This window comes from Micromonospora sp. NPDC049301, from assembly GCF_040678715.1.
GTDB lineage: Bacteria > Actinomycetota > Actinomycetes > Mycobacteriales > Micromonosporaceae > Micromonospora.
Window position 1 is genome coordinate 291,705 of record NZ_JBFAQO010000007.1, and the last position, 17,125, is coordinate 308,829.

The 17,125-nt window shown below is 68.1% G+C and carries 14 protein-coding genes and 3 pseudogenes; 7 read left to right on the plus strand and 10 right to left on the minus strand.

What is annotated here, in order from left to right:
• A partial coding sequence (locus tag AB0K07_RS22605; protein WP_363757390.1) for a PepSY domain-containing protein occupies positions 1 to 431 on the minus strand: 431 nt, incomplete at its 3' end.
• Positions 432 to 760: 329 nt separating this feature from the next.
• Here AB0K07_RS22605 and AB0K07_RS22610 point away from each other — a divergent pair.
• From AB0K07_RS22610 to AB0K07_RS22625, 4 genes and pseudogenes are all read left to right on the plus strand, one after another.
• Positions 761 to 1,020 (plus strand): annotated as a pseudogene (locus AB0K07_RS22610) (glycoside hydrolase family 15 protein); the annotation flags it as partial.
• A 374-nt stretch (positions 1,021 to 1,394) separates the two neighbouring features.
• Positions 1,395 to 1,712 carry an adenylyltransferase/cytidyltransferase family protein gene (locus AB0K07_RS22615; protein ID WP_363757391.1) on the plus strand — a complete coding sequence of 106 codons (318 nt, stop codon included), beginning with the start codon at positions 1,395 to 1,397 and terminating at the stop codon, positions 1,710 to 1,712.
• Between the two features lie 464 nt (positions 1,713 to 2,176).
• Positions 2,177 to 2,362 carry a hypothetical protein gene (locus tag AB0K07_RS22620; RefSeq protein WP_363757392.1) on the plus strand — a complete coding sequence of 62 codons (186 nt, stop codon included), beginning with the start codon at positions 2,177 to 2,179 and terminating at the stop codon, positions 2,360 to 2,362.
• Positions 2,363 to 2,471: 109 nt separating this feature from the next.
• Complete coding sequence (locus AB0K07_RS22625) at positions 2,472 to 3,170, plus strand: hypothetical protein (RefSeq protein ID WP_363757393.1); 699 nt, start codon at positions 2,472 to 2,474, stop codon at positions 3,168 to 3,170.
• A gap of 176 nt (positions 3,171 to 3,346) precedes the next feature.
• Here the strand turns inward: AB0K07_RS22625 and AB0K07_RS22630 are convergent.
• Positions 3,347 to 3,460, minus strand: a pseudogene (locus AB0K07_RS22630) (IS6 family transposase); the annotation flags it as partial.
• A gap of 602 nt (positions 3,461 to 4,062) precedes the next feature.
• On the minus strand, positions 4,063 to 5,016 hold the full coding sequence (locus AB0K07_RS22635) for a S8 family serine peptidase (protein ID WP_363757473.1): 954 nt from the start codon (positions 5,014 to 5,016) through the stop codon (positions 4,063 to 4,065).
• Between the two features lie 47 nt (positions 5,017 to 5,063).
• Here AB0K07_RS22635 and AB0K07_RS22640 point away from each other — a divergent pair, with 47 nt between their 5' ends.
• On the plus strand, positions 5,064 to 5,783 hold the full coding sequence (locus AB0K07_RS22640) for an IS6 family transposase (protein ID WP_363757394.1): 720 nt from the start codon (positions 5,064 to 5,066) through the stop codon (positions 5,781 to 5,783).
• 301 nt (positions 5,784 to 6,084) lie between these two features.
• Here the strand turns inward: AB0K07_RS22640 and AB0K07_RS22645 are convergent, their stop codons facing one another.
• Both AB0K07_RS22645 and AB0K07_RS22650 read right to left on the minus strand, forming a co-directional pair.
• On the minus strand, positions 6,085 to 8,517 hold the full coding sequence (locus AB0K07_RS22645) for a M14 family metallopeptidase (protein ID WP_363757395.1): 2,433 nt from the start codon (positions 8,515 to 8,517) through the stop codon (positions 6,085 to 6,087).
• Positions 8,518 to 8,933: 416 nt separating this feature from the next.
• The gene (locus AB0K07_RS22650) at positions 8,934 to 9,191 is read right to left on the minus strand and encodes a hypothetical protein (protein WP_363757396.1); all 258 of its coding nucleotides are present in this window, start codon (positions 9,189 to 9,191) and stop codon (positions 8,934 to 8,936) included.
• Between the two features lie 325 nt (positions 9,192 to 9,516).
• On the opposite strand from AB0K07_RS22650, the gene AB0K07_RS22655 reads away from it, so the two are divergent.
• Positions 9,517 to 12,030 (plus strand): S8 family serine peptidase, encoded by a 2,514-nt coding sequence (locus AB0K07_RS22655; RefSeq protein ID WP_363757474.1) that lies wholly within the window; start codon positions 9,517 to 9,519, stop codon positions 12,028 to 12,030.
• 68 nt (positions 12,031 to 12,098) lie between these two features.
• Here AB0K07_RS22655 and AB0K07_RS22660 read toward each other — a convergent pair whose 3' ends face one another.
• From AB0K07_RS22660 to AB0K07_RS22670, 3 genes and pseudogenes are all read right to left on the minus strand, one after another.
• The gene (locus tag AB0K07_RS22660; protein WP_363757397.1) at positions 12,099 to 12,629 is read right to left on the minus strand and encodes a tetratricopeptide repeat protein; all 531 of its coding nucleotides are present in this window, start codon (positions 12,627 to 12,629) and stop codon (positions 12,099 to 12,101) included.
• A 92-nt stretch (positions 12,630 to 12,721) separates the two neighbouring features.
• A pseudogene (locus AB0K07_RS22665) lies at positions 12,722 to 12,888 on the minus strand (N-acetylglucosamine-6-phosphate deacetylase); the annotation flags it as partial.
• Positions 12,885 to 13,808, minus strand: coding sequence for an ROK family protein (locus AB0K07_RS22670; RefSeq protein ID WP_363757398.1), 924 nt, complete (start codon positions 13,806 to 13,808; stop codon positions 12,885 to 12,887). The pseudogene AB0K07_RS22665 and the gene AB0K07_RS22670, both read right to left, overlap by 4 nt.
• 142 nt (positions 13,809 to 13,950) lie before the next feature.
• On the opposite strand from AB0K07_RS22670, the gene AB0K07_RS22675 reads away from it, so the two are divergent.
• Positions 13,951 to 14,103 (plus strand): hypothetical protein, encoded by a 153-nt coding sequence (locus AB0K07_RS22675; protein WP_363757399.1) that lies wholly within the window; start codon positions 13,951 to 13,953, stop codon positions 14,101 to 14,103.
• A 397-nt stretch (positions 14,104 to 14,500) separates the two neighbouring features.
• On the opposite strand, the gene AB0K07_RS22680 is transcribed toward AB0K07_RS22675, so the two are convergent.
• Both AB0K07_RS22680 and AB0K07_RS22685 read right to left on the minus strand, forming a co-directional pair.
• A complete protein-coding gene (locus AB0K07_RS22680; RefSeq protein WP_363757400.1) occupies positions 14,501 to 16,000 on the minus strand; it encodes a Gfo/Idh/MocA family oxidoreductase in 1,500 nt (499 codons plus the stop codon).
• A gap of 229 nt (positions 16,001 to 16,229) precedes the next feature.
• Positions 16,230 to 17,123 (minus strand): SIS domain-containing protein, encoded by an 894-nt coding sequence (locus AB0K07_RS22685; RefSeq protein WP_363757401.1) that lies wholly within the window; start codon positions 17,121 to 17,123, stop codon positions 16,230 to 16,232.
• Positions 17,124 to 17,125: the final 2 nt, after the last annotated feature.

The window sequence follows — 17,125 nt, forward strand, 5'->3', positions numbered from 1 at the left end:
ACGTCAGCCACGGAGTCCCGCTCGTCCCGTACGACCTGGCCGGTCGCCGCGTCCACGTCCACCCGAATGCGGGTGCCGTCCTTCGCGATCCGTACGCTCCACACCAGACGGCCGTGTTCCTGCTCCTTCTCTACCTTGACGACCTGGCCGCCTCCGGTACGCGCGAGCGCGATCTCGACGGCCCGCTGTTGACCGACCGACGTGGCAGCCGTCGGCGCACCGCTCGGCCCGGCTGTCCGGTCCGGCGTCGGCTGGCCGGTCCGGTCCTCAGTCGGCCCGCCGGTCGGATCGTCGGCCCCTCGGCGGGACGAATCATCGGTTGGCGTGGTGACGGCGGCTGGCGACGAACCATCCCGGTTCGGGACCACCTCTGCGGCCCCGGCCCCGATGGCGGTACCCACCACTGCGGTGACGAGCGCGCCGCCGGCCAACAGGATCAGGCTCTTGCGGGTCATGGCGAACCTCCTAATTGTTGCTACCTGTGGAATCGAGGTTCGCCCGATGGGGGATAGCGGCGCGCTGTGCGGACGCTAAGCCGAGGTAAAGCCGCGCGAGCGCTAGGCGGGCCTGGGCGGTGGTCCCAGTTCGAGGACCACCCGTGCCCCGTCGACAGCTCGAGTCGGCCGCCGCTGTCCTGGACTGCGCGGCGGGCGATGTCCAGGCCGAGGCCGGTCGAACCAGCGAAACCCGCGCCGCGCTGGACGACCGCGCCGGCGTCAGCTGGGCTCCGTTGGGCGCTGTTGCACTATGTCATCGCGCCGTGAGGCGCTCGGCGAACGAACCCGCCGGCTTCGTGTGGTGCTCGTTCTGGCTGGTGGGGTGCCTGGTGCTCGCCGGCGACAACCAACGAGCGACGGAGCTCTTCGAGCGCACCTGCACCAAAGCCAACGACCTCGGCATCTTCGCCGAGCAGATCGACCTGGTGACGGGTGAACACCTGGGCAATAGGCACAGGCGCTGTCGCACATAGGCCAGATCATCGCCGCCGCCCGGCTCACCGACCCGACCATGCACTTTTGATCAACTCGGGGCGTGGCACGCGCATGCCGGCACCTCACCACCCTCGCCCTGGCAGCCCTCACCGGCCGCACTCGACTCCGTGGCGCTGCTGGTAGATGGTCGGGTCGAAGGTCGGTGGCCAGCCGGCACTTCGAGACCTTCTTTCCTCGGTTCGCGGCCTGGCTGCTCCCAATCTGCTCCCCCTCCCTGGGTTCCGAGCCGAGCCGAGCCGCTCGGCCGCCGCCAGACAGCGAGCCCAGCGACAGCAGGCACCGGGCTCCCTGATCTAGTTTCACAGCCCGTCGGTCCTACTGGCGCTCTTAAGGTCACCGCGCCTGGTTAGCGGCAGATCAGGAGGTCGGCGGTGACGACAAGGCCCAAAGTCGGGTCGGCACATGTACGGCTGGGATGATCGTGGCCATGTGGTGGGAGTCGCGGTGACGGCTACGTCGGATCGTGCAATGGCGCCGGTACTCGGTTCGTTGGCGGTCTATCCCGGTACGTTCGATCCGTTCACCCCGGGGCACCGCGACGTGGTGGCCCGTGCCCGGGTGATGTTCGACCAGATCATCGTGTTGTTGGCGGTGAACGCCGACAAGCGACCAACCGCCGCGGGCACGGCCAGGGCCGTACGCGTGCGTGACGCCATGTCGGCAGCCTGGGGCAATGTCGAGGTGGACACCTGGACCGGCCTAAGGATCTGCAGGTGTTGAGCATGCTCTGCAGGGCCGACTTTTCCGAGGACTGCAGGGTGAGGCTCCAGCCGTCGTACGGGCTGTACCAGCGGCCGGAGGTGGCCGCGCAGGAGCTGTTGACCACGACGGAGGTGCCGTCGCGCTTGAGGACCTGCTCGCAAGTGTCGCAGGCGCCGCTGATGGTGATCCAGTGCGGGAAGAGATCGCGGGAGTAACCGCTGGTCGAGCCCTGCGCCCGTACCGTCAGCGCGTTGAGCTGTGACTGTGCGGTCGCCTTGGACGGGATACCCGGCGGCGTGGCCAGGACCGGTTGAGCCTCCACCGCTACCAGACACGCGCCGGGGGCGCCGCTGCCTGGTATCAACACCTGCTCGCCGCTCTGGCCGACCCGGCCAGCCCAGACCGCGACGACGCTGTTGCGACGCTCGGCGCGGGCTTCGATCCCGCCCGTTACCACCACGCAACCGCCGGATAGGGCAGCCGTGACCACCAGTCGACATCGCGCGGCACTCGCCGAATTCCTGGACGCGCTGGCAACCCGGCCGCGGACCCTGGGCGTGGAGGGGATCGTGGTGGCACTCGTCGCGCACGCCCAGCGGCTACCCGCCAGCAGTCGCCGGGAACTCGCCCGGATCGGCGCGGAACTCACCGAGCGCTACGCACGCTGACAGCCCACCTTCGACACCGTCAGCTAGCCGGACGACGTTGCCTGACAGCAAGTTTAAGTTTTGCTTATCGAGTTGTCGATCAACGAGGGAAGCTCGGTACCTTGCCCGAATGCGACACATCAAGACCGTAATCGCCGCGCTCATCGTGGGTCCGCTGGCCTGGGTCCTGCTCGCCGCTGGACAAGGCCGGTCCCTGCGGGTGTTCGCGGATGCGCAGGACAATGGTGATGCGCTCGACCCCAACGCTCTGCTGAAGCCGTTGCTGGTATTGGCGGCTGCTGGCCTTCTCCTCGGGCTCATCGCCACCGTCCGGATCTCCCCGATCGGCTCGGTGCTGACCGGACTTGCGTACACGGTCAGCTACGCAGGCCTGTTGTTCAGCCCGGCACGGCTGCTGGACCTACTCAGTCACAAGCTGAGCATGGCGGGTTACCAGATTGACTTGCTCACCCCCGTACGGACCGGGACGACGCTGCTGCTGGGCTCGCTGCTCCTGGTCGGGGTCGCCAGTGTCCAGCGGTGGCGGCGCTGGCCGCAGTCGGACGCCGATGAGCCGACGATCGTTGTCCCGGACACGATCATTCCGCCGGTATCGGAACGGGACCGCCCACTCGGCGCGGACGAGCTCGGCTCGACGAAGCAGGGTGAGGATCCGACGAAGCCGGGTAAGTCCGACGAACCGGAGCCGGCGATGGTCGGCGGTTCACGCTGGACCGATTCGCCGCGCAGCCATTCCACGAACGAGCCCTGGCAGTCGGACGCGACGCGCTGGCAGTCCCCGCCGCGGGGGACGGGCTACCCGAGCTGACCGGGAAGCCCGCGTCAACGGTCCAGGCAAGTCGGCGCAGGGCAACACCGAGCGTGGTGATGCCCTCCCTGCTGACCCTGGTACGTCGCGACCTTCGGACGGCGCCGTTGCACCGATCATCCGGGGCGTGGCGAGCGAACCGGGCGGCGTCGGCCAGCAGCGGGTGAACCGTTGCACCACCGGAAGACGGTGACGTGGTCGACCTCGGCACCGCGCTCAGCCAGGAGTTCCTCCACGTCCCGGTAGGAGAGGTTGTAGCGCAATTACCAGCGGACCGCGACGACGATCACCTCTGCGGGGAACCGGAACCCGGTGAACGCAGACTTCGGCGGCGACCAGGGACGACGACGACTCGACCGCGGCACCGGTCAAGCCTGCCTCGATCCCTCGACGGGCAACGCAATAGACCCCTCCTCATCGATGCTCATGCGCCGACCTTGCCACAGCGACGTATGACAGGCCCCGATTCCTCATTCGGGCACACTCATCTGGCCGCGATCCGCGCGCTACGCAGCGTCACGCCGAGCTGGCCCGGTGGCCTTTCGGACGTAGCCGATGAGCGGGGGCGGTCATGCCGTCCGGGCTTGCCAATCCGAGTTCCGCTGCTGTTTGGATGGTGGTAACGGAGGCGGTTCACCCGGCTGAACCAAGGCAATGCCCCTCGGCGCACCCCGACACCAGGACCACGGCGGCGATGAAGCGTGCACCCCGCCGATGGTGGGCAGGTGCTGACGCGTCGCTTCTCGGTGCAGAGGGCAGCCGGGACGCCCTGACCCGGAGGACCGGGCTGTCCGTCGCGGACGCCCGGTCCCCCGAAAGCTCCCGGTATTCAGGGGAGCAGCCCAGCGCTCGAAGTGTTGCCTGTCCTCGAACGCCATCAGCTGATCGGCCGTCAGGCAGGTGTTGCCCTCAGCCGTACCGACGAGGCGTACGCGTCGACGAGGCCGGTTCCCTTGTCGACTGCGGTGGTGTAGGGCCCGACGGTCTGGTAGGCCGCGCCGTCCGTGAACTTGTACGCCGTGGCCTTGAGCGCGTCCTCGACCTGGGCCGGGGTCGCGTTCGGTGCGACCTGGAACAGCTGGGTGACGATGCCCACGACATGCGGGGTTGCCATCGAGGTACCGCTGATCGTGTTGAACGTGCCGAGGTCCAGGGGCCCGGGGCCGTTGTGCGGGTCCAGACCGGTCGAGCAGATCAGCAGGTATGGCCGGCAGGCCGAGGTGATGTTCGATCCGGGTGCCGAGACGTCCGGGTAGGTCTCCGGGTGTCCCGCCGCCCCGCGGCTGGAGAACGTCGACACGCTACCGTCGCGGGTGCCGGTGCCGTGATCGTCGTAGGAGGCGACCATGAGGATGCCCGGAGTGGGGTCCTGACCCGGAGGGTTGGTGGCGCTGTTGTCCGGGCCGTCGTTGCCGGCCGCCCAGACGGTGATGACACCCTCGGCGGCCAGCGCCCGTTGCAACTTGGTGGTCGCCGAGTTCGGATCGAACGCCCCACCGCCACTGGGGCCGTACGAGTTGTTGCTCACCTTGATCGGTGGGCAGCCCGCGCACGGGTTCAGGTGATGGTCGAGCACCCAGTTCAGCGCGCTGTCCGCACCGAAGATGCTCAGTCCCGCGCCGACCGACAGGCTGATCAGCGTGGCGTCAGGGGCAGCGCCGTGCAGCCGGGTGCCGTCGGTGAGCGTCGTGTCCCGCCCGGCGACGATCCCCGCGACGTGCGTGCCGTGCCCGCCGGCCGACAGCGTGTCGGTGTCGTTGGCCGCGGTCAGGTCGAGGAAGCACGAGTCGTTGGGGAGCGGGAGCGGTAGGCCCAGGTTGGTGAGCGGGCCGCAGATGTTCTTCAGAGGGTCCGTTGCGTTGCCGTGTCCGGGGACCGAGACAGGCTTGACGGGTGAAGCGGTCGAGTCGTCGTCGTCCCTGGTCGCGGCCGAAGTCGGCGTTCGCCGGGTTCCGGTTTCCCGCGGAGGTGATCGTCCTCGCGGTCCGCTGGTACCTGCGCTACAACCTGTCCTACCGGGACGTGGAGGAACTCCTGGCTGAGCGCGGTGCCGAGGTTGACCACGTCACCGTGTTCCGCTGGGTGCAACGGTTCACCCCGCTGCTGGCCGACGCCGCCCGGTTCGCTCGCCACTCACCAGGTGACCGGTGGTTCGTCGACGAGACCTACGTCAGGGTCAACGGCGTCTGGCGCTACGTCTACCGCGCGGTCGACCAGCACGGGCAGGTCATTGACGTGCTCGTCTCGGCCCGCCGCGATGCCGCCGCGGCCCGGCGGTTCTTCCGGCGTGCGCTGCGGATGCTGAAGGTGACGCCCAGCGAGGTCGTCACCGACGCCGCACCGGTCTACCCCGCGGTGCTCGACGACCTGATCCCCTCGGCTTGGCACCACGTCGAGCAGCACGCGAACAATCCGATCGAGGCCGATCACAGCCAGCTCAAGCACCGATTACGACCCATGCGTGGGCTCCGGACCGACCCAACCGCACACGTGATCATCGCCGGACACGCGTTCATCCAGAACCTCCGCCGCGGGCACTACGAACTCGGGCTCGACAGTCAGCCCAAGCTTCGAGTCGCTTCGGCTTTCAGTGAGCTCGCCTGGGTGATCTGACCGCAGACCCGACCCGGGCGTAACGCGCCTCCCGATCAGATAATGCAACGGCACCCGGTCACCTTCAGGCGCCGGTCTTGCTGCTCGCCGGCGAGTACGACGTCGGGCTGGACCGAAGCGCGCCGCCGAGTACGCCGGCCTGTTCCCGCGGGCCGAGTTGGCGGTGCAGCCGGGCGCCGGGCACTATCCGTGGCTCGACGATCCGGAGTGGTTCGTGGAGACGATGGCCGGTTTCCTGCGTTGAGCGGTGACGGCCGCGGCGCCCAGGAGCGCCGCGGCCGTCCCTACCTGCCGTGATTCGTCAGCTGGTCGGCAGGACCGCCTGGCCCTTGCGGTAGTTCTTGCCGCTGCCGTCCGGGGTGTAGTTGTTCTCGACGTTGCCGGCCGAGTCGACCGAGAACCAGTTGATCCGGGTGCCGGCCGGGATCGTCAGGGTCTCCCCGCCCTCGCGGATGCCCGCCGAGCCGTAGAGCGTCGACGAGTACGTTGGCGTAGCGCCGTCGAGGGTGTAGAAGACCGAGGCGGGCTCGGAGACGCCGAAGGTCACGTTCACCATGTCCGGCGTGGAGCTGGGGGCGACGGTGAGGGTGCTCTTCGGCCGGGTGTGGTCCTTGGCGAAGTCCCGGGCCACCCGCATCAGCTCGACCAGGCCATTGGAGAACTCCATCGCCTCGGAGTGCGCCTCCTCCCAGTCCGGTTGGAAGGACGTGCCGACCTCGAAGTTCCAGGCGTAGATGCCGTACTTGTACCAGAGCATGTCGCCGGAGTTGCCCGCCGCCGAGTAGAGCACGTCGGAGATCGGGCCGGTGCGTGCCGGGGTGACCGCCATGTTCCGGTGCTGCTTGATGGCGGTCAGGATGCGCGAGGACGCGCCCCAGAAGGCCGACTCCTCGGCCAGCGTCGGCCGCGGCGCCGAGATCCGGTCCGGCAGGGCGTACGCGCCCGGCGACCACATGAAGTAGTTCCCGGAGGAGTGCAGGTTCATCGAGAACTTGATGTTGGGTCGGGCGGCCAGCCAGTCGAGGTTGCGGTTCTCCGGCTCGGAGAGCTCGCTCGGCCCGGCGTAGGTGCCGCTGGTGCAGCTCGACGACGCGCCCGAGTATCCGTCGAAGAGGCTGTACTCGGTGTAGTTGCGGTTGTTGTCGACGCCCCACGAGTCGCGGCCGAGGAAGTCTGCGGCCCCGGTCGACGGGCAGTGGTTGGTCATGTTCTTGCGCTGGGAGTTGAAGTCGTAGAAGGAGTAGTGACCACCGTCCGGGTTGACCGACGGAGCGATCCAGATGTCCAGGTTGTTCAGCAGCTGCTTGGTCTGCCCGTCGTGCGCGTAGTTGCGCAGCAACCGCTCGGCGGTCTCGACGGTGACCAGCGGCGGCACCCACTCCCGGGCGTGCTCCTGCGCGTAGGCGAGCACCCCCGGCCTCGAACCGTCCCGAACCTTGCCGATCCGGATCGCGTACACCGGCTGCGGATCGCGGGAGACGGAGGCCGGCGCACTCAGGTCGTCGGTGAGCAGGGTCCGCGCCGCCGGCGCGACCACGCCGCCGCCCGGGCTGCCGCGATAGGTGTACGCCTTGACCAGCGACCCGGCCACGGCGTTGAGCGCCGCGACGACCTCGGCCGCCGTGCTGGTCACCGCGCCCGCGCCGTCGGTACCGAGGGCCACCCGGATGGTCTTACCGCTCACGGTCACCGCCAGCGCCGCGTTGCCGACGCCCGGGTTCACCAGTTCCACCGAGATGTCGTTGCCACCCTGGTGCCCCCAGGCCAGGGAGTCCACCGCGACCCGGCTGGCGTTGGCGCTGCCGAGGACGGCCTGGGCGTGCCGCCGGTAGCCGTTGGTCTTGTACGGCAGCTCGACGATCTCGGCCAGGTTGGGGAACTCGGCGGCGAGCTGGTGAATCCGCGCGTACAGCTCGGTCGGGGTGAGGTAGCTGGTGACGAAGTCCTTCTGGTAGCCCGGTCCCTCCGGGCTGGTCTCGGGGGTGGGCAGCCACTCCTGCACCTTGACCTCGGCCACGTCCCCGGTAGGGCTGGTGATCCGGATACGGTCCGGCCGGCTGGTCACCGACGAGGCGCCACGGTGGTAGAGGTAGACGCCGGCGTCGACAAAGCGGGAAATGGTCTGCGTGCCGCCGGAGCCGATCGCGGTTCCCGTCCCACTGTCCCGCTCGACGGTGAGCGTGTTGCTGGCCGTCTGGCCCTGCGCCCACTTCGCCTCGACGGAGAGGACCTGGCTGGCACCGGAGGTGTAGTAGTCCGCGCGGATGATCTTGATGTCGGAGACGTCCGGAGCGGTCGGGTCGGCCGCGGCGGCGGCGAACTCCCGGTTCTCGGCAAGGTGCGCGGCGATGGTCGACTCGCGCTCCTCGACGCGGGCCCGGGCGTCCTCGGGGCGATGCAGCACGTCGCCGAGGGTGAAGCCGGCCGCGGTCAGCCGGGCGGCTTCGCTCGGCGTGAGCACCGCGTGCGCGACCACGCCGTTCTCCGAGCGTTCGACATGGTGGTCGAGGTCTACTCCGGTGGCGACCAGCGCGTCCAGTTCCGCGGTGCCGGCGAGCAGCACCTCCACGACGTTCGCCGGCTCTCCGGCGACCGGGCCGGAATCGGCCGGTGCGGCGGCGTCCGGCGCGGTCGCCGAGGCCGGACTGACCAGCAGCACGACGGCCGTGGCGGCGGCCAGCGCCGCCGGGACCGGGAGGCGGCGTCGCCACCGCGCGGGTAGGGATTTCGGCATGGTGATGTCTGCCCTTCTGGCTACTCGGCCTGATGGCCGTAGGAGATGGCCGAGGGGCACGCCCGGGGTACGCGGCTCCATCCGTTGGGTCGCGTGCGGTCGTTGCGGCAACCGAGCGCGCGACACGCTGACAAAGGGAAGGTGACGTCGTCCGGCTCCGTCGCCTCGACAGGACCCGCATCGCCGAATTGCGGGGCGTCGAACGATGGTGACGGAGGCTCTCTGGTGACAGTTGGTGGACTGAGGCAATCCTCAGCTGTCACAGCGTGAACTGTCAATCCTATGCGGGGCCCGTTGACTCTCGGGCGGTAGTCCTCACCGAACACGCCGAAGAGGTGGGTAGGTGGGGCAGGTCCCGCGCCAAGCCTTCCTGAGCCCAGAAGGCGTCGACGGACCGCCTGCTGTCTCGGGTCAGGTCACCGCGGAGCGGACGCCGAGGCCGATGAGGACGCGCCGGTGAGCCGGTCGAGGGTACGGCGCACGCATGGGGTGCGCAGCAGCCGTGCGGCTGCGCCGGTGACCGCGGTCCAGCCGGCCAGCCAGAAGGTGTGCAGCAGGGCGTGTGCGGTGGCGAGCACCAACATGGGGACCAGCACCGGCCCGGACGGGTGGAGGAACTGCGGGGCGAGGGTGAGGTAGACGGCGGCGGCCTTGGGATTGTGCACGTCCGACACGGAGTCTCGACCAGGACCGTCACTCATCCGGCCCCGCGAGGAGACCATGGCCCGATCTATAACAGTTACATGCATCGATTTAGACGGTCACTCAAGCCGCTTCTGGTGGATCGATTTGCCCTCTTGACGAGGCCCTTCTGTCGCAGTCTAATTGATGATCATATCCGGGGGGCCGCGCGTGGGAGGGTTCCGGCTCGCCGTTCTGACGTGGCGGGGTTTCCTTATTTTGTCTCGACCAGCGCGTGTAGATCATGGGGCTCGGACGCAACAGGCCGCCCCCGTCCGTTAGAGATATCGCCCTATCGGGAAGGAGCCGGAAATGAGCATGAGGTCTACGAGTCGGCGGCAGTTCCTACGGCGACTGGGAGGCGCCCTTGCTGCCGGAGCAGGCATTGCGTTTTTCCCGGCCGGGTTCGCCTCGGCATCGTCCAAGACCGGTCCGACATCGACCCCTGGCCATACGGGCGGCGGGCCGGCGTACCCGGGAGACCCCGGCTTTGTCGCCACGAGTCCAGGGGAACTAGATGCCGCTAAAGCCAGTTGGGAAACGCCGGAATATGGTTATTATACCGGCCATAATCCTTCTACTCCTGGCACAGCGGTCAATTCTCCATGGCAGCTCGTCGCGGTAAACGCGTCCACCGCCTACGCCCTAGGGTACTGCGGGCAGGGCGTCACGCTGGGCATGATGGATTCGGGCTATAGGGCTACACACGAAGCATTCCAGACCGGGCTGATCGCTTCGGTGAGAGCGGAGGGTGTCTACGGCACGTCCGGCTTCGGGTATCGTAACGCAGCAACCCCGGCGAACCCGTTTACTGCGGGCGAGCCGTTCACTGTGGCCGGCGACCAGGCGAGAACAAGTGACTACGGGCACGGGACCGGCATGCTTGGGGTTACCTCCGGCATGCGCGATGGTAAAGACCAGCACGGCATCGCCTTTGGGTCGAAGATGTATGTCGCCAGGACCGGCGGTTCCGATACCCAGTCCCACGGCCCCTTCCACGATTACGTGTACTGGCATACAGCCAATAAGGCCCTGGTCGGCGCAGGCGCCCAGGTCATCAACAGCAGTTGGGGCTCCTATGTCCAGACTACTGACAGAACCCGCTTTGACGGCTTAGGAAACGACCTTGGAGTCAACGGCAATCTCGCCAACGCTTACCAACTGCGTGGCAAAGACGGCGCCAGCGCCACGGCGATGGCGACCATTATCCCCAACGAGTACCTGAAGGATCTGGAGTACCAGTATTTCCTCTTCAAGAAGAGCTATTCGGAAGGCGGCATTCAATACAATCCGAACTACCCCGGACGCTCCTTCATGGATGCCATCTGGGACGCCATCAAGGTCAGCGGTACCGTCAACGTAAGGTCGGCCGGCAACAACGACTGGAGCAACCCGTATTTTCGCCCGGCGTATCCCTTCTTCAATCCCTTGGCGGAAAAGCAGTGGGTCTCCGTCGGCGGGGTGCAACCGCCCACTGCAGCCAATCCCGAATACACAAAGCAGTTCGGGTACAACGAGGCGGGGCTCGCCAAATGGTGGACCGTGTCTACCCCTTCAAACAGCGTTCGGACCACGAACAGCGGTGGTGACACTAACTATTCAAACTCGAGCGGCACGTCTCCGGCAACGCCCGTTGCGACAGCGGTGATGGGGGTTCTGCTCTCCCGCTATCCGAACATGGACGCCAAGCAGGTGCGTGAGCTGATGTTCACTACGGCGAACAACAAGATGTCTGACGGTGTGAGATTCCTCGGCACTGGGCAAACCTCCCCCTCCGGGGCATCCATCGCCTGGACCGCTCCCGACGGTCTTCCGGACGAACGCTGGGGCTGGGGGATTCCCGATCTGGCCAAAGGCATGTACGGCCCCGGCCAGCTCCTGAGCCCCATGACCTACAAAATGGATAAAGCGCCCCTGGACGTCTGGTCGAACGACATCAGCCAGATCGCGATCAAGGAAAGGGAACGGGAAGATCTGGAGTGGCTGGCGCGCTACAAGGAGCAAGGCATTGCCTACGCCGGTGAATTCAGCCCCAACGTACTGAACCCGGACGGCACGCTTAACGAACAGGCATTCATGCTTCAGGGCATTTTGGCTGATCCTTACATCCAAGCTATCACCAACGGCCATCCCGAGTTGTACGACAAGATCACCTATGAGGACGCCGTCAAGTGGCGCAAGGAATGGATGGACGAGCGCGCGGCCTACATTCAGAACAACATCGACAACAACCTCTACACGGCTTCTCTGACCAAGCAAGGCCCCGGGACGCTGATCATGACGGGCGACGACACCTACGAGGACGGCACGACGGTTGAAGGCGGTAAGCTTTCGATCACCGGCTCGCACGCAAGCTCGATCGACGTCAAGGGCGGCACGCTCGGCGGCAGCGGTTTCGTGGCAGGCAGCATCGACGTCGACAGCGGCGTGCTGCAGCCCGGTCTGTCGTCCGGGGAAGCGGCGTCCGCGGCGTCCCTCACCCTCACCGACGTCGCGCCCGGCAACGTCCTGAACGTCGGCGGCGACGTGACCGTCAGCCGAGCGGGTCGCCTCGCCATCACCATCTCCGGCGACCACGACTACACGAGCGTGCGGGCTGCGGGTGACCTGGTGCTGGACGGCGAACTCGCCCTAGACATTCGCGCGCCTCTCACTCCGGGCACGGTACTGACGATCATGAGAGGCGACTCGATCAAGGGCAACTTCCATTCCCTGCCGGAACGGCGGATCCTGAACGCGGGCCACCACATGTTCAGGGTGTCCTACCAGGACGGCGATGTGACGCTGACCGTCGTGCGGACGCTGCCCAGGGCAGGGTCCGGCGGCGTCTAGCCGCACGTGGCCTGGCCAGCCAGGCTCAGGTTTTGCCTGAGCCTGGCTGGCCAGGCCTTCGCCCAGGTTCAGCCGCCCTGACCGCCATGGTCGATAAACCTGCCGAACCAGTCCAGAACCCGGTCGTAGGCCTGCGCCGCGGCGTTGGCGTTGTGGTTCGGGCCGATGTCGTTGAAGAACACGTGGTTCACACCGGGGAAGACGACCATCTCGTGTTCCAACCCGGCGGCCTCGACGTCCAGATGGCGACCGCACATCAGCCTCGCGTACGCCAACACCGACGGTGCCCCGGTCCGCCGGACCGCCGCGGCCGGCGACGACTCGGCGCTGGCCGACTCGGCCGCGACCGCGTACGCCGACACCGCCTCGTCGTGCCGTCCGGCACGCTCGAACAGCCGCCCCAGGCGGTCCGCGGCGGCCAGGGTCGTCTCCTGGTCCGGACCGGCGAGCGCGACCCGGTACGCCGCGTCGGCCTCGTGCGGCCGCCCACCGCGCCTCAGGGCCTGGCCGCGATGCAGCGCAGCCGCATGGGACCGCGGCCCGCCGAGCTCCGCGAGCTGGTGCTGCGTCTGGCCGCGGAGAACCCGACATGGGGGCATCGTCGCGTGCAGGGTGAGCTGGCTGGTCTGGGTTACCGGAGCGCGGCCAGCACGGTCTGGAAGATTCTGCCCCGGGTCGGCGTCAATCCGGCGCCCGCCCCGCCGTGGGTGTGGATGTCCACAGAGCCGGGCACGATCCGGTGGCCGTCCCGGATGGATACTCGGCGACGGCGGTGATCCGGTCCCCGTCGAGTTCCACGCAGCCCAGCTGGATGACCCAGGTCGGGGTGAACACCTTGCCGCTGATCCGCTCGGTCACGACGCCTGCAGGTAGTCGAGCGCGAGTAGGGCGGCGCCGAGGCTGCCGGCCCCGTCGCCGAGTGCGGCCCGCGCCAGCCGCGGCTCCCGGTGAAACGTAAGCCGCGCGCGCAGCGCCGCCCGGAGCGGATCGATCAAAACGGCTCCAGCCTCGGCGAGCCCGCCGCCGATCACCATCACCTCCGCATCGTAGAGCGCCTGTCCGGTGAGGAGCCCGTCGGCGAGCGCGTCGACCGTGTCGCGCCACACCTGCCCAGCGAGTTCCTCCCCGGCGGCGGCCCGCGCGGCGACGTCAGCCGCGGTAGCGGGCGTACGGGCCAGTTCCCCGTAACGTCGGCTGACCGCGGCCGCCGAAGCGACCGCCTCCAGACAGCCGAGCTGGCCGCAGCCGCAGCGCGGCCCGCCGGGACGTACCACGATGTGACCCAGTTCGCCAGCGGCGCCGTGCGCGCCCGCGTAGGCCGACCCGCCGACCACGTGAGCGGCGGCGATGCCGGTGCCGATCGCGACGAAGAGCACGTCCCGGCTTCCCCGCCCGGCGCCGAGCCGGGCTTCCGCCACGCCGCCCACCCGCACGTCGTGCCCGAGCGCCACAGGCAGCCCGAGCCGCGCGACCGCCAGGTCCCGCAACGGTACGTTCCGGAAGCCGACGTTCGCCGACCAGACCGCCACGCCGGCCACCTCGTCGATCACCCCGGGTACCGCGATGCCCACCGCCACCGGAGTCAAGCCATCGGCGCGGGCCTTGCCGGCCAGCCCCCCGGCGACGGACAGGACGGTCTCCATGACCGCCGCCGGACCTCGATCAGCGCCGGTGGCGTGCCGTTCGGTGTAATGGCTAGTTCCATCCGCCCGGACCAGCGCGGCCTTGATGCCAGTACCGCCCACATCCAACGCGACGACCACCGCGCCTTCGTTCACCGTTTCCCCTCGCCACACTCGCACCTGATCCTGCTGGTCCGCTCACTGCGCTCGCTCACGCCGTCCCGTCGCCGCGCTCGGCGCAGCTTGTTTTCAGGGGCGCCCGGTCCATGTAGCTGTGGTAGGCCCAAGCCGTCCGGGCGTGGCTGCGAAGGAATTGGGTCATCGGTTCCCCCTCTTCGTCGGCGTCTGCGCGCCGCGGCAGATCCTGCGCCATTCGAGCGGTGGGCTGGCGCCGCTGATCGGCGGCGAGCGGGTCATCGTCGTCGCCGCCTCACCCCGCAAACTGGGTTGAGCAAAGGCACATCACGCTCGCGCGACGCTGGCTGCTGGCAGCCGGCCGTGCGGGTCGACGGCCACTAAGCGCCTCACAGACGTCGGCGCGGATGGTGGCCACCGTCCGGGCCGACCCACGTTCACGGGCCGTACAGACCGTCTTGGTGATCATCGTCTGATGGACCTTGTCGCCGAACGCCTCCACCACCGGCTGGTGTGAGACAACGGGGGTGCGATTGGGTGGTGGACATGCGGCCGGCGGATCCGTAGGTTCACCGACTCGGTGGTCGTTGGTGTGCTCTGACGACGCTTGCGGCGGTCCACTGCGCTTCGGGCGACCCAGGGCACCGGGGTCGGGCACGGACAATACCGTTCGTGCCCGACCCCGGGAGCGTCAGCTCAGCCCGCGCCTATGCCTACCGGCGCGGCCGGCCGTTGCCGTCCAGCCACGGGTCCTCCGGCCGCGGCCGGTCGAATGTGGGGCGTGCCTGCGTCCAGTGGCCGCGGGTGAAGTCGGGCACCTTGACCGACTTGAAACCCTTGCCCTTCAGCGACTCGTGGCTGAGCGGGATCACCGAGCACCACGCCGCCGAGTCGTAGACGTCGATGTCCGGGGTCATGCCCAGGCGCATCAACTGGACCATCCGGAAGATGGAGATGAAGTCGCCGCCGCCGTGCCCACCGTACTGGCTGGCCAGGTTCTGCAGGGCCGGCCAGATCCAGTGGTCGTGCTGGTTCATGATCGCGCTGAAGGCACTGCCGGTCCGCCACGCGTGGTTCGTGTGACCGAGCGACTCCAGGTAGATCCGGGCGTTGTCCAGTTCCAAGGAACCCCGGGTCCCGGTGAGCGTGGTCTCCCGGCTGTACGGGTGGGGCGAGTTCACGTCGTGCTCGACCCGGATGAACCGGTCGTTGACGGTCTTGATGAAGACCTGCTTGCGGTCCCCGGAGATGTAGGGATCGTCGTCCCAGGACGGGTGGTCCGCGCCGACGCGCGGGTCCTCCTCGCGGAACAGGGCCAGCGCCTTGGGCCGCGAGGCTACCGCGACGAGTTCGTCAAAGCGGTCGCCGCGGTTGATGTCCAGGCAGGCCGAGACCGGCCCGAGCCCGTGCATCGGGTAGTGGGCGGCGTTCATCCGGGTTTGCCAGCGCCGCCGCCAGTGCTCCGGGTAGTAGGCACCCCCGAAGGTGTACGGCCAGCGCAGGTCGTGGACGTAGCCACCGGAGGCGTGCTGCAACTCGCCGAAAAGCCCCGCCTTGGCCATGTTGAACATCTGCATCTCGGGGCGGAAGTAGTTCACGTTCTCCAGCAGCATGCAGTGCTTGCCGGTGCGCTCGGAGGTACGGACCAGGTCCCAGATGTCGTCCAGGTGCGGCGCGATCGGCAGCTCGATGGCAACGTGCTTGCCGTGCTCCATGGCAGCCTTGGCCATCGGGTGGTGCCACTCCCACGGCGTGGCGACATAGATCAGGTCGATATCGTCACGACGGACGAGCCGCTCGAAGTCCTCCTCGCCGTTGGAGTAGCCGACCGGCTCCTTGTCCTGGAAGCCCTGGGCCATGACTCGGCTGATGGTCTCCGCGACGTGGTCGGGCCGGATGTCGCAGACCGCGGTGATCGTGGAGACGGCGGCCCACCGCATGGCCTGGTCTCCGCCGCGGTTGCCAAGGCCGATGATGCCGACGCGCACCTCGTCGAAGCCCTCAAAGGGCACGTTGACCATGGACTTCTCTTTGCCCTTGATCCGGGCAGGTTCGTCCGCGGGTGCCGCACTGGCCGCCGCGCCCGGAAGTAGGGCGCCGCCCAGTCCGGCCGCGGCGCCCAGCGCGCCCACGCCCTTCAGGACGTTACGACGCGACGGGTGGGACCCGGCCGCCGCGGTGGGCTCGTTCGGGATGGCTTCGTTGGGACTCACGTGGATCAGCTCCTCTGCGGGAATGTGACGCGTCACGCGAAATTTCAAGCAGTATCGATCACTCCACTTGCGAGCGCAATGGCCGATCGGAGATCTTCTGCTTGAAGGTGATCGATTGACGCACGATCCTGGCGCAATTGCTTAACCATGCTGGCGGACGCGGGGGGTCAGTCAGCGCCGGACCACCTGGCCCGGCTACCTTCGGCACCCTGACCCGGGTGTGGAGCGGTCAGCCGTCGAGGATGACCGACCGGGACAGGTTGCGCGGCTGGTCGGGGTTGAGCCCTGCTGCCCCGGCTCTCAGCAGGCACAACTGTTGCACGCGGACCAGATCGGCGAGCGGATCCACCTCGGACCACTCGAAGTGTCCGCCGGTGGATCGGACCTGGTCCGCCAGGCCGACGGGAACCTCTCCGAACGCCCAGACGACCCGGCCGGGCGCGGTGATGCTTAGCGGCCCGTGCCGGTACTCCATGGCGGGGTAGGACTCGGTCCACAGTTGGGTCGTCTCGCGTAGCTTCAGGGCCGCCTCGTGCGCGAGCCCGACCGTCCAGCCGCGTCCGAGGAAGGTGATCTGGTCGGCCGTCGCGGCCGGGCTCGTCGCGTCGGCGCCACGGTCGAGAATCTGCCGTGCCTGTTCGGCGACCGGACGTAGGTCGTGACCGAGGGCCGCCCGCAACAGCGCGAGGGTGGTCGTCGCGAAGCGGGTCTGTACGACCGAACGCTCGTCGACGTCGCTGAGCACGATCGGACGGGCCAGGCTCACCGCCGGGGACGTTGCGTCGGCGGTGATGACGGTGGTCGGCGCACCGTCGCGGCGCTGCTTAAGGACGTCGAGCACCTCGGTCGTGGTGCCCGAGCGGGTAATGCAGAGCACCCGGTCGTAGCCACGGCCGAGTTGGTGTTCACTGGCCGGCCACGCGTCGGTGATGCCCTCGCCGGCGCTTTCGCGCAGGGCCGCGTAGGCCTGGGCGACGAATAGCGATGTTCCACATCCGAGTACCGCGACTCGCTCGCCAGGCTGCGGAAGGTCCATCGCCACGGAGGGCAGCACGTCCAAGACACGGAGCCAGTCATCCGGCTGGGTCTTGATCTCGGCCGTCAGGAAAGTTCCTTCACTCATCG

What these genes read in the sequence shown, in the direction of transcription:
- AB0K07_RS22615 (WP_363757391.1), top strand. Translation starts at nt 1,395, where the DNA reads ATGTACGGCTGGGATGATCGTGGCCATGTGGTGGGAGTCGCGGTGACG.
- AB0K07_RS22655 (WP_363757474.1), top strand. Translation starts at nt 9,517, where the DNA reads ATGAGGTCTACGAGTCGGCGGCAGTTCCTACGGCGACTGGGAGGCGCC.
- AB0K07_RS22685 (WP_363757401.1), bottom strand. Translation starts at nt 17,123, where the DNA reads ATGAGTGAAGGAACTTTCCTGACGGCCGAGATCAAGACCCAGCCGGAT.
- AB0K07_RS22625 (WP_363757393.1), top strand. Translation starts at nt 2,472, where the DNA reads ATGCGACACATCAAGACCGTAATCGCCGCGCTCATCGTGGGTCCGCTG.
- AB0K07_RS22660 (WP_363757397.1), bottom strand. Translation starts at nt 12,629, where the DNA reads ATGCCCCCATGTCGGGTTCTCCGCGGCCAGACGCAGCACCAGCTCGCG.
- AB0K07_RS22645 (WP_363757395.1), bottom strand. Translation starts at nt 8,517, where the DNA reads ATGCCGAAATCCCTACCCGCGCGGTGGCGACGCCGCCTCCCGGTCCCG.